Here is a 13,418-nt window from a genome sequence, read left to right as displayed (position 1 = left end):
TGTGCAAGCAACCCAACTACCGCAGCAAACGCCGTTTAACTTCTTAAAAAGTCAGGCCACCCAACTAAAACTGGCACCAGAAGTGATTGCACAGCTCGAACAGGGTGATTTATCAGCCTTTATCTCGCATGCGAGTTTAATGACTGCTGAAGTCGATGAAATGCTCAAAACGATGGCGAAGCAAATCACCAACTTTGACATTCTGTTCAATACAGATGGCAGCTTTAAATTTGGTATTCGTCATGCCGAAGAAGGTACCTTGATCAGCTTTGGCGATGCCTACCATGATGAAGACCATACCCACCATAGCTATGTCCGCAAGCTTCCAATCGGGCAAACCCAAGAGTGGGAGTTGAGCAGTAATGTTGCCAGTCATCCCTTCCATATTCATGTCAATCCATTCCAAGTCGTGAAAATATTGAATGAAAATGGTGTCGATGTCAGTGCGATCGGCAGCTCAGATAAAGATGGTGCAGGAAATATTGACTCGCAATATCATGGAATGAAAGGCGTTTGGAAAGATACGCTCTTCGTCAAACAGGGCTATAAAATCTTTGTGCGCAGCAAGTACGAAAAATTTGAAGGCGACTTCGTGCTGCACTGCCATATTTTAGACCATGAAGATCAAGGCATGATGGAAACCGTGCGTATTTGTGGCGACCAATATGATTGTAATAGTGAACCGCCTTCACATCATTCCACTATAGATATGACTGCAAGCGATATGCCGACACACAATCACTAAGACCGATCTATGCTGTACAAAAGCCCATATCAATATGGGCTTTTTGTTTGCCTAACACTGCGGCTTGCTGCAAAATAACATGATTAATGATATCTAAAATTTATACTGAGGCTGGTCATGACAACGTCTATGGCATTCACATCTTTTTCTCTCAACGGTGTCGATGCACAAAAATTTCTACAAGGGCAAGTTACTTTGCATGTTGAACGCCTTGAAGAAAATGCAACACGTTATACTGCAATCTGCGACCTCAAAGGCCGTATTCACTTTGGTTTATGGCTCACCAAACACAGTGCTGAAAGTTTTTCTATTGTCACTACAGCAGATCAAGCCGAAGAATTTGCCAAACATATTAAAAAATTTGGTGCATTTTCTAAGATGAAACTTGAAGAAACTGGTACAGTTTTTCCAAGTTTAGTCGGTGATGAAACGACATTTGCTTCGGAACCGACGGATGTTGCAGCATGGGAAATTCAAGCGATTCAAGCGGGTCAGGCCTATATTGACCAAGCCATTGAACATGTGTTCCAACCGCAAGAGTTACGTCTACATCAGCGTGAAGGCGTCCACTATGACAAAGGTTGTTATTTGGGTCAGGAAGTGATTGCACGTTTATGGTTTAAAGCCAAACCAAAAGCTTGGTTGCATGCAATTCAAGGCACAGGAACTGCGCCTGCACAAGGCGAACAGCTGAATAAAGGCGTACAAGTGGTCAATAGCGCGGCTGTAGAAAATGGTTATGTAGCTTTAGTTGTGGCACGCCCAGAAGCTTTAGAAGAGTTAGATGTAACTGTTTTAGCCTTGCCTGAAGCATTAAATGGTGATGTGGCACGTCCGCAGTCAGCTTAAATAAATTCAGAAGATAGCTACATTTAGCTATCTTCTTTTATAATAAATCTAAGTTTTAAATTTTAAAATTCATCATGTTAATTTGACTATTTTTAAACTAAAATGCACTCCGAATTTTAACAATAAACTATATAACGATGCATCAGACACAATTTCAAGACCCAAAGCACAAGATCATTGCCCTTTATTACGGATTTTTTGCTCTTCTAGGCATGGTCATACTCGGCAATCAATTGCTTTCAATTCAGCTATCTCTACTTGTTTTGATTATTATTATTGTACTGTATGTCCAACTCTTTTTCATGCTAATGGGCGCTATCAAATATTGGAAAAGAGATGTTCTAGGCTTGAAAATACTGTTTTGGATCAGCTTAAGCCTTGTCCCGATTATTATCACACCCTTAGTCATTTACTATCCAAAAGTAACAACTGGCTTTTTTCTCTTTATGCAAAGCTCTTTTGGCTTCAGTAGCACAGGCTTCGAGTTTCATGTTGCCTACGACACCCAACTCACCCTCTTAAATACATCTTTTTGGGGAATTGGAATCAATCTTATTGAATTTTTTCTATGGTTACGCTTTAAGAATATTGCAGCAAATAATCATATTTCGATTGCCCATTTCAAGAATGAAGACTTAGAACTGAAACGCTATGATTAGCCATTTTTGACCGTATATAAACTAGAATTTTGACATCTGGTCTGACCATCTAAATTTTCAGACTATCCCTAAGCACTCAAAGCCAAAGCCTAAAGACTTTGGCTTTTTATCACTCATTTTTTTCACTCACATAATAAATCACCCCTGCCCGATCATCCGAAAAATAAAAAGATTTTTCATCGATCTTATAAATATCCGCGGGTCGCCCATTTACCGTTTTACCGACTAAAAAACCATCCATAAAGGTTTCAAGTTTTTGTCCTTTACGCATCATTGCAATTTGATAGCCATGACCAATCGCCTCGTCGGTAGAGCCATGCAAGGCCACTAAAAATGCATTTTTAATGGTGGCATCTGTGTCTGGATGATCAAAATAATCAAAACCCAGTGCTGAGGAATGCGAAGGGAAATAAGCATAGGGCGATGGAACATTTTTACAGCCTGATGCACGTTTAAATTTAGCATCCGCCAAGACTTTGCCCTGCCATGAATAACATGCGGGCCAGCCATAATCGATATCCCGCTTTAACGCATAAAAAGTTTCATCTGGCTTTTTACTTCCCAAATGATCAGAACCTTGATTGGTCGCAAATAGAAATCTACCGATCCATTTTAATCCAACTGCATTACGCAAACCTGTCGCATACATCCGTTGCTCTGAACCATCAGGATTCATCTCGATGACTGAGGCTCGCACTTTTTCTTTTTCTACACAGGCGTTACAACTCGAGCCAACCGACACATAAATCTTCCCATTTCCACCGACTGCAATCGTCCGCGTCAGATGCCAACCGCCGTATTTATAACTCAAACCATAATCGGGAAATGTCGCTAAAACTTCAGCCTTACTCGAAGGCTGAGTTTCTCCTTTGTTGAATTTTTGCCGTGTCAGTTGGTGCGTTTCCGCCAAATAGAGCCAATCCTGTCCTTGAGCATCGGTATAAAACTGAACTGAATTTGGATTTCTCAAACCGGTCAGATAAGGAATGATTTTGCCAAATTTACCTGTGTCAGCATTCCAATCATCCAATATATATACAGTACCTTTTTTATTATCTGTTAGATCATACATATCCGTGACAAACATTCTGCGATCAGGCGCTTGCGCAAAAAAGCGTACCCGTTTGAGACCTTCAGCAGCAGGAATGATCTCGAAATTTGCAGGCAAATTTAATGAAAACTGCTTGCCATTTTTTAAATGGATTGGATGAGGTACAAGCTTGGGTTGTTGAGCCCAACTGGTCATTGAACAGACGAAACCAAGGATCAAGATGGCGCTTATTTTTATCATATTTAAATACATCTCAATGAATCATATATATCTGTATTCATCATAGATGCCTTGTATCTATTTTATTCAATTTATATTTTTAGAAAATATTATACTTTTGAAAATTAAAGTTTTTTTAATCACATACGCTGTTACAGTACACAACAGTCAAAATAAGGAGGAACTTTATTCCCCCTCACGTCTTCGTTTTTAAATCATGATTTTAATCAAAATCCATGAAATAACTTATTCATATCTTTGCATACATATTCTTTAAAATGATAGGCGCGCGCATGTTTGGCATCAAATTTAGCTTCTAAATCGCCTTTTTTGAAAATATAAACACGATCCTCTTTACTGACTAAAAACTCTGCACCCAGTTTCATCAAAAGCGCATCAATTTTATCTTCATCCGCAATCGATTCATCTGCATTAATTTTATCGTAATTGCGTTTAATGCCTTTAATAAACATCGCGCTGCCCCAGAGAAAATAACAATGCGCGATTAAATCAGAGTCCTGCTTTTTTGCAAAGGCTTTTGATGCAATAAAGTCATAGCATTTAAAGCGCTAAGGGCAATCAACATTATTTTATAAAAACGCTTTAAATCACAATTCCTCACTTTACATTTACGTAAATCTACCTATGATGTAAAAACCGACAAAAATAACCACCAAAACACATAAACGGAATTATGTGTATGATTTACAAAAGGTTTCAAGATGAAAAAAATCCTACTCGCAAGCATTATAGCAATGAGCGCTCAATTGGCTTTTGCTGAAACTAAAACAGATGCCGTCGATCCTGAATTTGCTAAAGTGGAAGCCATGGTCAAGGCCAAAGATATGAATGGCGCCTACCAAACACTGAGCAAACTTGCAGCAAAAGGTAATGCTCAGGCTATTTATAATTTGGGCTATCTTACTCAAACAGGTCAAGGCGTAGCGAAGGATGAGAAAAAAGCCATCCAACTCTATGAACAGGCTGCAGCCAAAGGCTACCCTGTTGCTAACTATGTTTTAGGTAAAAATTATGCAACGGGCACACTGGGCTTAAAACAAGACACCAATAAGGCCAAACAATATTTAGAACGCGCATCTTCGGCAGGTTTTGACGATGCCTCCATCGACTATGCCATTTTACTTTTTGCAGAAAATAAACCTGAGTCAGATAAATTGGCACTCAGCAAACTTGATCCGCTGATTAAAAAAGGCAACTACCCTGCGATTCATGCCAAAGCACTTTATGACATCAGTGCGGGCTTTAAAGCTAAAAATGAAAAGCCTATTCAGCAAGGTCTAAATAGCATTCAAGAGTTAGCAAAAAAAGGCTATGTCCCTGCATTGATGGCGGTGGGCAATATGTTTGTAAATGGCAATATCATCCCGCAAAATTTGCCTGAAGCTAAAAAAATATTCAGTGCATTAGCCAAAGAAAATATTCCGCAAGCCAAAGAATCTTTAGCAACCGTGGATAAAATGATTGCTGAACAAGCTAAACCACCTAAAGCCAATGCGAAAAAGAGTTAATTGAGCATTAAAAAAGCCCTGCACATGCAGGGCTTTTTCATGGGGTTAAGAAAATCTTGAGCTGATCAAAATCACGCCCACCACAGACTGATTAATACACCTGTTACGACAAAGCCCAAGATGGTACTCATCAACAAAGGCGTTAAGGTCTTTTCATTTAAGCCATAAACTTGTCCTAGCATGGCAAAAATCGTCGGCATCGGTAATGCGGCAATAATCGTCCCTGCATATAACATCTCTTGGCTGACATCAGTCAAATAGCGTAAGCCCAAATAAGTCAGTAAAGGCATCACCAAGTTGCTTGAAATCACCAAATAGAAGCTCTGAGCATTCACATACTTTAAGCTCATACCGACAATTCCCCCACCAATTGCAAACAGCGCCAGTGGTGAAGCCGTTTGACCTAACATCGCCAGTACATCATTGATTTGATGAGGCAAACGGATTTGGAAAATTGCAAATCCAATCCCTAACATTACCCCTGCAAAGAGTGGATTTTTTAACAGGGTAAATAAGGTATTTTTGATGATGTCGCCAATATTGGCTTTTTGCTGTGAACTTCCTAATTGCGCAAGGACCAGCACCGTTGGAATCAGCAGCACACTTTCAATGATGACGATTAATGAGGTATAGGTCATCGCATTTTGACCGACCAATAAGCTTAGGACTGCAGTGCCAATTAAGCCTGTATTTGACATGCCAGCGCCTAATGACAGTACCGCTGTTTGCGACATATTATTTTTAAAATGTGTCGACAATAGCCAATAGGCCATGCCATACAGTAAAAACGTGACTCCGGTATAAACAAAGAAATAGCCGGGATACCAAATTTGATGCAAATCTTTAGAAGCTAATGACTGAAAAAACAAAGCCGGCAGTGCAATCTTAATCACAAATGCACCAATGGTTCCGACCTGTTCTTTACTCAATAAACTACATTTTACAGACAGATATCCCAAGGCCAAAAGAAAAAAGATTGGACCAATCACCTCAAAGACCATACGAAATATCCTGTGTAATAGACTCTTCCATCCACACCCTCAACCTGAGAGTGTGGATCGGCCCGTTATAAATTTTGAAAATTAGAAAGCCGTAAATTGACTTCTTTGTGCATGTGGCTGACAGCGTAAATACTGCGGAGAAATTTTTAAATTTTCACCGAGTTCTGCACCAGCATGCCATGGCCAACGCGGGTCATATTGAATTGCACGAGCAAGACCAATCGCATCTGCCATGCCATATTGTAAGATGCCTTCGGCTTGCATTGCTTCGGTAATTAAACCCACAGCAATTACGGGAACCTGAACGGCTTGCTTAATAGCTTCTGCAAAGGGCACTTGATAACTGGCTTGTAATTGAATTTTTTGCGCAACATCTAAGCCGCCACTAGAAACATGAATATAGGCTGTGCCTAGTTGTGCAAGCGCTTTTGACAAGCCAACAGCCGAGTCTAGATCCCAACTCGGTGCTTCAGTATATTCCATCCAATCAGTTGCGGAAATACGTACCCCTATTGGATAATCTTCAGGCACGGCATTTTTCATGGCTTGGAACACTTCAAGGGTTAGACGAATGCGATTTTCCAAACTGCCACCATATTCATCGCTACGATGATTCGACAATGGTGACATAAATTGATGCAGCAAATAACCATGTGCGGCATGTAGCTCAATTAAGTCAAAGCCTGCATCTACCGCTCGTTTTGCTGAATCGGCAAAGTCTTGAATGATCTGCTGGATTTCATCTCGACTTAAAGCATGGGGTGCATGATCTGTGACATTAAAGGGCAAATCACTGGCTGAAACAGTTTGCCATCCTTGAGGATGATCTGGGGGTAATTGTCCACGTCCTGCCCACGGTTTATCTGTCGATGCCTTACGACCCGCATGTGCCAGTTGGATAGCAAATGGCATAGGTGAAAGTGATTTCACCTTGGCCAATAGTGCCTTCATCTGTGCACGTTGCATATCATTCCAAAGGCCGAGGTCTGCATAGCTAATGCGCCCCTCTGCCTGTACGGCCGTTGCCTCGACGATACAAAGTCCGGCACCTGACAAGGCATAATTCGCCCATTGTTGCTCATGCCAATAGCTTAACTCCCCTTGCTCATTGGCAGAATATTGACACATGGGTGCAATCACGATTCGATTACTCAGCCCCAATGTTCCAAACTGAATTGGTTGAAATAACAACGCCACATTACTCTCCTTTTAGAAGGCTTTGGTCACACTTAATCCTGCACTCCAATTCAAACCATCTGCGGGTTCAAAGAAGCGTCCGTTTCCATCATTGACGATCACTGAACCGACATAGTTCTCATCAAACAAATTATCTGCACGTACATAGGTTTTGACTTTCCAATCTGCTTGTTTCCACACATAACCTGCGTTGGCAGAAACCACGGTATAGCTCGACGCGGCATCACTGTTGGCATCATCGACATAGACTTTATCCATATAGCGAACATCTAGGCCGGCATTAAAGCCAATATCTGGCTGCCAATTCAGTGCGGCAAACGCTTGGTTTTTGGCGATACCCGGTATATAAGTGCCTTTGACGACATCACTGTCAGGAATTGCGGCATCAAAAGTGGCATCGATATAACTGTAGCTTGCTTGCGCGCTTAAATCTCGCCATAGCTGTTTATTCCACGAAAGCTCAACACCTTCACGTAAGGTTTTATCGGCATTTTTATAGGTTGCACGACCATTGATACTTCCTGCAGAGACGATGTCATCTTGAGTTTTGCTTTGGAATACCGCTGCAGTGAAATTCCCCCATGCATTTTGTGATTTAAGCCCAAGCTCGTAGTTATCGCTACTGGCTGGTTTTAAATCAAAATTCATGCCGTCATCTTTGGAATAGGCCATTTCTGTAAAGGTCGGTGTTTCAAAACCTTTTGCATAACTGGCATAGGCATTTAGTTGAGGCGCAATATTCCAGCTTACTGCTGCTGAAGGTAAAACTTTGTCATAATCTGTTTTACCGCTGTCATCCTTATTTAAACCCACGACATATTTATCGTCAGATTCATAATGAACATTGCTATATCGTAGCCCTGTATCTAAAGTCCAATTGGGTAAAAAATTCCACGAAGCTTGGACATAGGGATCTAAATTCCACAAGGTGTTGTTTTCATTTCGACGAATATTGCCTTTCTTGCCAAAATTTCCATTGGTATCAAAATTTTCATAGCCCTTACGGTCTTCATCCATATAATCAAAGGCAAGGCCTGCAGTAAAACGCGTATTCGGCAAGAGGTCTTTGCCTGTCCAGCGAATATCTGTTCCATAATAATCACGGCTAAAATCAATCACACCACCTGCATGTCTTTGATTTAATTGAATGGTATTCGGGATACAATCTTTTGTACCTATTTTTAAAGCACATTTTGGAATTGATTGATATTGGGTGACATCACGTTGCCCCATATACACCATTGCATTGAGTTCATGCTGCTCATTCAATGGTTTTTTCCACGTCAACCCAGTTTGAGTTTGGCTAATTTCCTTACGTACATCATAGGTATTATTGGCATCATTAACTTGTTTCGGATTTTGACGCAATTGCTCCCGATTCAGACCTTGTGGATCATCGGCATTGATATCCACATGATTCACAATCCAATTGACCTTGGAACCATCATCCAGATCCCAAGTCAGTTTTGCATTGCTGAGTACCTTATTTGCAGCACTATGATCACGGTAACCATCAGTTTCAAAATAAGAAGAACTGACAACATAGCTAGGCTCATTGGCCCGTTCTGAGCCACCTTGCAGCACAATATCAGCACGACTTTTATGATGACTGCCGCCCGAATAGCCGAGTTCGATAGAGTCTTTTCCAGTACCTTGCTTGGTTGTTGTTAAGATTGCCCCACCCGATGAGTTGCCGTATAAAGAGGAAAATGGACCGCCTAATACCTCGATATGATTTAAGCTACTCATGTCGATATTTGACGTCTGTCCCTGACCATCCGGCATGGTGGCAGGGATACCATCAACATATAAACGGATACCACGCACACCAAATGTTGAACGTGCGCCAAAGCCTCGCATAGACAGTTGCAAGTCTTGTGCATAGTTTTCACGGTTATTCAGTTGCAGTCCGGGCACACCTTTTAAGGTTTCAGACAGATTCACACCCGTATTGTTATTATTTTCAGCCTGCTGTACACGGTATACCGATGCAGGTGTTTTTAACCATGTGGTATTGGTTCGTGGTGCTTCAATGGTAATCTCAGGAAGTAAAACAGGTTCCGTAGAACCTGTTTCTGCATACAGCTGTTGGCTAATACATGCCGTCAGGCAAAGTAAATGTGTCTTAAATGATGTGACGTTAAATTTACTTTGCATAGAGCACCTATTTTGACATTAGAAGATTACCTTAGAGCTTAAACCAATTAGGAAAGCATCATCAACTCGATTTGTTGAGCCTGGGTTAATCACATATTGTAAACTAGGACGAATCATCAACCATTTCGTCGGGTTATGGCTATAGTTCAACTCGACGTTATATTCTGCACTTGCATCAAATTTTTCAGTAGAAAGGCGATCATTGACATGAACACGGTTCACGCCCAAGCCCACCATATCGTTAGGCAAACGATCGGCCAATCCAATGTATTTCAAACCCAACTGCTGTGAGTTATCAACTTTTGTGGTGACACGATCATGCCAAGTAAAATTAGCAAAGCTATGCAAACCACGTTTGCCTTCACCTGTAGACGTAAACTGTTGCTCAATCGCTATCCAACCACCAAAGGTACGATCTTCAGCTTCACCGGAAATAATGTCTTTTTGATTTTTTACATTATCTGCAGTGTTGTACATCGCACCAAAGCGGTAGCTCCCCGGTAAGCCATTGACCAATGATTTTGGTGTCCAAACCAATTCTACGGGAATAGTTACGCCATCAGCATGATCTGTATCTAGACTCCAACCTTGACCTTCTGCTTTGGCATTACCATTGTCAGGGTTAAATTCATAAACACCGACTTGTGCCGCAAGTTCTGGTGTCGCTTGGTATTTCACACGTCCACCCCATTGTGAAACTGGGGTATTCATCCACATAGAACCTTGCCATTTACCCATTTGTGCAGCACAAAAGGCATTGCTGGCAAAATCACACGCCATCACGTTAAAGTCCATACCGACACCAAGACGACCGGCTTTAACACTAATACCTTGTTCTTTAAAATTCTTTTCAATCGATAATTCAGTTAAGCGACTGTCCTGATTACCACGACCAAAATTGGCTTGTGCATTTGCCAATTGAGGAACATCCCCTTGCAAATCACGAACTGAGGTACTTTGACCTTGACGAGCAGTCATTACGGCACGCACAGTCACACCATCCCAACCTGCGAGTTTTTCCATATCAAGCTGTGTACCTAACCACAATTGGCTGGCTACCGTTGCTGAATGTCCCGGATTACGACCGCCATCGGCAAGATAGGCAGCATCAGCAGCAATATTGGCCTCAAACTTCACACCTTGTTGTGCAAGTTCGGTACGTTTACCATCCCAATCCCCGAGCATGTACTGACCTTTAGTGTCGAATGCTTCTGTGGCGTGAACATGTGTCATGGCTGCCGCAACAAATGCAGGTAGAAGAGCTAGACTGTATTTTTTCATGGTAAAACCTAAATCTGGAGAGAGTCTCTAGACAAGCCACATGGCTTGAAATCTAATGTCACAAAAATTACATAATTTTTCACGTTCTATCTCAGCATTATTTTTATCATTCACAAAACTTTAATTTATTAATAAGTGATTTTAAATAAATCTATTGTTATGCAATATTTTTAGTGATTATTTTTCAATATCTTATATATCTATTAATTCAATTGTTTAACTTCTGATCGCTTATTCAAACTCATTATTGTGACTTGTTGGTTTATTATTCTCACAATTAATAATCAATAACCTATTCATACACTCCCTTAGGCCGCGATGAAACTTGCATTCTGTAGGGCTAGGCCCAATAGTATGCATAACTTGAATGATCCATTGCTTCGACCTTTATGCCTGAATTACCAGAAGTAGAAACCACTAAAACCAGTTTATTGCCATTATTGAATGAAAAGGTTCTCAAAGTTGAGGTTTTTCAGTCGAGCCTGCGTTGGCCTATTCCTGACGACATTCAAAAACTCGTCGGTCAAAAGCTGCTTCAGCTCAGCCGTCGATCAAAATATATTTTGGCTGAATTTGAACAGGACAGCATGTTGTGGCATTTGGGCATGTCTGGCAGTTTTCGGATTTGTGAAGGTCATGAAGCATTACGAAAGCATGATCATCTGGTGATTCATTTTGAAGATATGCAATTACGCTATCATGATCCGCGCCGTTTTGGCTGTATTTTATGGTTAGATGCATCATCTCAAAGCAAACTGATTGACACGCTTGGCCCTGAACCGCTGAGTGATGCGTTTAATGCTGAATACTTATTCCAAAAATTTAAAAATAAACAGACCGGTATCAAAGTGTCGATCATGGACAATCATATTGTGGTTGGTGTCGGCAATATCTATGCAACGGAAAGCTTATTTAACTTAGGCATACACCCTGCGCAGCCTGCATCAAGTTTGAGTTTTGAACAAGTTGAAAAAATGGTCATCGAAATCAAACGTATTTTAAAACAGGCAATTGATTTAGGCGGTTCGACGTTACGTGATTACACCAATGCGATGGGCGAAAATGGTTATTTCCAACAAACTCTGCTCGCCTACGGACGTGCCGGTGAAATGTGCATCAACTGTGAAACCATCTTGCACAATATCAAACTAGGGCAACGTGCATCGGTGTTTTGCCCAGAGTGTCAGCCTTTAAAAAAGGTTAAAATGCTGACTAAGAAAACCGTGAAAGGAAATAAAGCATGAAGTCTGCGATTGTTCGCCACATATTAGTCAAAGATAAAGAACTATGTGAGCAACTGAAAAAGAAAATCAAAGGCGGTGCGGACTTTGCCAAAATTGCAAAGCAGCATTCGACATGCCCTTCGGGTAAAAAAGGCGGTGAGCTTGGCGACATTAAAAAAGGCCAACTGGTTGGTCCAATTGATAAGGCGGTATTTACCCTACCCGAACGTGAACTGCATGGCCCAATCAAAAGCCAATTTGGCTGGCATTTATTAGAAATTAAGTTTCGGATGTAACATAGCACCCACATTGAACATGCTATAACGAGTATATCGCGAATATGTGCTTTTCATCTTAAAGCACATAATCCCAGTATTTTTTTCAATCGTTCAGAACATTGGCTGGCGGTTTTCAATCATATAATATAAATCATAGCAACCAGATAACATTGCACTAAATCAATTCTACTTAATAATAAATAAAGGACATTCCATTGGGCTATTACAACTATTTTCGTCTTGGCACTGTCGATACAACAGATTTTACAATCATTCGAGGTGAACGAAAGCATGCACTTATCCAAGCATTATATGATGATCAAGATATGAACCCTCATGGTGAAGTCCAGTTGGCACTAGATTTAGATGGGAATCGTAACGATGAATCAAAATGGTATGATGCGATACAGCAAATTAGCAAATTATCCAAAAATCACCCTTTAGTCTTATTTATATTAGGTCAACAAGCCTGCGCACCCGAATCACCTGAAGAAGCAAATGAAGTATTTACAGGCATTCGAAATGGCATTGTTTTTTCGACATCAGAACCTAAGTTTATGAAAATGACGCCTCAACAAAATTCACAATAAAAAACGGCGCTTTAAGCGCCGTTTTCACTGCTAAAGGATTAACCTTTACGTTTTAATTCATCACGAATTTCACGAAGTAATTCGATATCTTCTGGAGTCGCCTCTGGAGCTGGCTCTTCAACTTTTTGACGGCGCAATTTGTTCATCAATTTCACTAACCAGAATACGACCCATGCCAAAAGCAAGAAGTTGATTAAGATAGTTAAGAAGTTACCGTAAGCCAAAACATTAAGGCCTGCATCTTGTGCAGCTTTGAGCGTGGTGAGGTTATTTGGATTATCGCCTAATACAACGAACCAATTTGAATAATCAACGTCACCACCAAGGATCCAAGAAATAAAAGGCATGATAATGTCTTTTACCATGGAATCGATGATTTTACCGAACGCACCACCAATGATGACACCGACAGCCAAGTCCATCACGTTGCCTTTTATGGCAAATTCTCTAAATTCTTGAATAATACTCATGTGATCTCCAGAAATTTTTTCAGCTTTAATTTTGTGACGAAGTATACATTATATCTGTATAACCATTTCCACCTAATTTACTTGGTTTATATTAGATTCTAAATACCATGTATAAAAATTCACACAAAACATTTTTCACTATAGTAATTCACTCTATTAAAAAGGATTT

14 protein-coding genes are annotated in these 13,418 nt (G+C 40.6%); 7 read left to right on the top strand and 7 right to left on the bottom strand.

The genetic code is table 11. The features are described from left to right. Position 1 precedes the first annotated feature (1 nt). From MST16_RS03495 to MST16_RS03485, 3 genes are all read left to right on the top strand, one after another. Positions 2-745, top strand: a complete 744-nt coding sequence (locus MST16_RS03495) for a multicopper oxidase domain-containing protein (protein ID WP_257245674.1) — start codon at positions 2-4, stop codon at positions 743-745. 117 nt (positions 746-862) lie between these two features. Continuing rightward, entirely contained in the window at positions 863-1,594 is a 732-nt protein-coding gene (locus tag MST16_RS03490) for a folate-binding protein YgfZ (RefSeq protein WP_257222577.1), read from the top strand. A 137-nt stretch (positions 1,595-1,731) separates the two neighbouring features. Further along, positions 1,732-2,253, top strand: coding sequence for a hypothetical protein (locus MST16_RS03485; RefSeq protein ID WP_180009882.1), 522 nt, complete (start codon positions 1,732-1,734; stop codon positions 2,251-2,253). Between the two features lie 109 nt (positions 2,254-2,362). On the opposite strand, the gene MST16_RS03480 is transcribed toward MST16_RS03485, so the two are convergent. Both MST16_RS03480 and MST16_RS03475 read right to left on the bottom strand, forming a co-directional pair. Then, a complete protein-coding gene (locus MST16_RS03480; protein WP_180009883.1) occupies positions 2,363-3,544 on the bottom strand; it encodes a sorbosone dehydrogenase family protein in 1,182 nt (393 codons plus the stop codon). Positions 3,545-3,750: 206 nt separating this feature from the next. Beyond that, positions 3,751-3,996, bottom strand: a complete 246-nt coding sequence (locus MST16_RS03475; protein ID WP_078191141.1) for a hypothetical protein — start codon at positions 3,994-3,996, stop codon at positions 3,751-3,753. 249 nt (positions 3,997-4,245) lie between these two features. On the opposite strand from MST16_RS03475, the gene MST16_RS03470 reads away from it, so the two are divergent. Continuing rightward, on the top strand, positions 4,246-5,052 hold the full coding sequence (locus MST16_RS03470; RefSeq protein ID WP_180009884.1) for a tetratricopeptide repeat protein: 807 nt from the start codon (positions 4,246-4,248) through the stop codon (positions 5,050-5,052). A gap of 71 nt (positions 5,053-5,123) precedes the next feature. On the opposite strand, the gene MST16_RS03465 is transcribed toward MST16_RS03470, so the two are convergent. The 4 genes from MST16_RS03465 to MST16_RS03450 all read right to left on the bottom strand — a co-directional run bounded on the left by MST16_RS03465 (position 5,124) and on the right by MST16_RS03450 (position 10,688). Continuing rightward, on the bottom strand, positions 5,124-6,053 hold the full coding sequence (locus tag MST16_RS03465) for an AEC family transporter (RefSeq protein ID WP_180009885.1): 930 nt from the start codon (positions 6,051-6,053) through the stop codon (positions 5,124-5,126). Positions 6,054-6,134: 81 nt separating this feature from the next. Continuing rightward, positions 6,135-7,250 carry an NADH:flavin oxidoreductase/NADH oxidase gene (locus tag MST16_RS03460; RefSeq protein ID WP_180009886.1) on the bottom strand — a complete coding sequence of 372 codons (1,116 nt, stop codon included), beginning with the start codon at positions 7,248-7,250 and terminating at the stop codon, positions 6,135-6,137. A 12-nt stretch (positions 7,251-7,262) separates the two neighbouring features. Then, positions 7,263-9,407, bottom strand: a complete 2,145-nt coding sequence (locus MST16_RS03455; protein ID WP_180009887.1) for a TonB-dependent receptor — start codon at positions 9,405-9,407, stop codon at positions 7,263-7,265. Between the two features lie 18 nt (positions 9,408-9,425). Then, positions 9,426-10,688 carry a carbohydrate porin gene (locus MST16_RS03450; protein ID WP_180009888.1) on the bottom strand — a complete coding sequence of 421 codons (1,263 nt, stop codon included), beginning with the start codon at positions 10,686-10,688 and terminating at the stop codon, positions 9,426-9,428. A 389-nt stretch (positions 10,689-11,077) separates the two neighbouring features. On the opposite strand from MST16_RS03450, the gene mutM reads away from it, so the two are divergent. The 3 genes from mutM (at position 11,078) to MST16_RS03435 (ending at position 12,779) form a co-directional block, all read left to right on the top strand. Further along, a complete protein-coding gene (gene mutM, locus MST16_RS03445) occupies positions 11,078-11,932 on the top strand; it encodes a bifunctional DNA-formamidopyrimidine glycosylase/DNA-(apurinic or apyrimidinic site) lyase (protein ID WP_180009889.1) in 855 nt (284 codons plus the stop codon). Then, positions 11,929-12,207, top strand: coding sequence for a peptidylprolyl isomerase (locus tag MST16_RS03440; RefSeq protein ID WP_078192338.1), 279 nt, complete (start codon positions 11,929-11,931; stop codon positions 12,205-12,207). Before mutM ends, MST16_RS03440 begins: the two co-directional genes overlap by 4 nt. A gap of 197 nt (positions 12,208-12,404) precedes the next feature. Then, positions 12,405-12,779 (top strand): hypothetical protein, encoded by a 375-nt coding sequence (locus MST16_RS03435; protein WP_005007840.1) that lies wholly within the window; start codon positions 12,405-12,407, stop codon positions 12,777-12,779. A 38-nt stretch (positions 12,780-12,817) separates the two neighbouring features. Here MST16_RS03435 and mscL read toward each other — a convergent pair whose 3' ends face one another. Continuing rightward, positions 12,818-13,249, bottom strand: coding sequence for a large conductance mechanosensitive channel protein MscL (gene mscL / locus MST16_RS03430; RefSeq protein WP_180009890.1), 432 nt, complete (start codon positions 13,247-13,249; stop codon positions 12,818-12,820). Between the last annotated feature and the right edge of the window lie 169 nt (positions 13,250-13,418).

It is taken from the genome of Acinetobacter sp. YH16040_T, from assembly GCF_024605785.1.
In the GTDB taxonomy this organism is placed as follows: domain Bacteria; phylum Pseudomonadota; class Gammaproteobacteria; order Pseudomonadales; family Moraxellaceae; genus Acinetobacter; species Acinetobacter amyesii.
Note: the sequence above shows the minus strand (reverse complement) of the source record. Positions and strands in the feature narration are given on the sequence as shown.

Excerpts from the sequence above, each read along its gene's own strand:
- MST16_RS03490 (WP_257222577.1), top strand. The coding sequence starts at position 863 with ATGACAACGTCTATGGCATTCACATCTTTTTCTCTCAACGGTGTCGAT.
- MST16_RS03485 (WP_180009882.1), top strand. The coding sequence starts at position 1,732 with ATGCATCAGACACAATTTCAAGACCCAAAGCACAAGATCATTGCCCTT.
- MST16_RS03480 (WP_180009883.1), bottom strand. The coding sequence starts at position 3,544 with ATGATAAAAATAAGCGCCATCTTGATCCTTGGTTTCGTCTGTTCAATG.
- MST16_RS03475 (WP_078191141.1), bottom strand. The coding sequence starts at position 3,996 with ATGTTTATTAAAGGCATTAAACGCAATTACGATAAAATTAATGCAGAT.
- MST16_RS03470 (WP_180009884.1), top strand. The coding sequence starts at position 4,246 with ATGAAAAAAATCCTACTCGCAAGCATTATAGCAATGAGCGCTCAATTG.
- MST16_RS03465 (WP_180009885.1), bottom strand. The coding sequence starts at position 6,053 with ATGGTCTTTGAGGTGATTGGTCCAATCTTTTTTCTTTTGGCCTTGGGA.
- MST16_RS03455 (WP_180009887.1), bottom strand. The coding sequence starts at position 9,407 with ATGCAAAGTAAATTTAACGTCACATCATTTAAGACACATTTACTTTGC.
- MST16_RS03450 (WP_180009888.1), bottom strand. The coding sequence starts at position 10,688 with ATGAAAAAATACAGTCTAGCTCTTCTACCTGCATTTGTTGCGGCAGCC.
- mutM (WP_180009889.1), top strand. The coding sequence starts at position 11,078 with ATGCCTGAATTACCAGAAGTAGAAACCACTAAAACCAGTTTATTGCCA.
- MST16_RS03440 (WP_078192338.1), top strand. The coding sequence starts at position 11,929 with ATGAAGTCTGCGATTGTTCGCCACATATTAGTCAAAGATAAAGAACTA.
- mscL (WP_180009890.1), bottom strand. The coding sequence starts at position 13,249 with ATGAGTATTATTCAAGAATTTAGAGAATTTGCCATAAAAGGCAACGTG.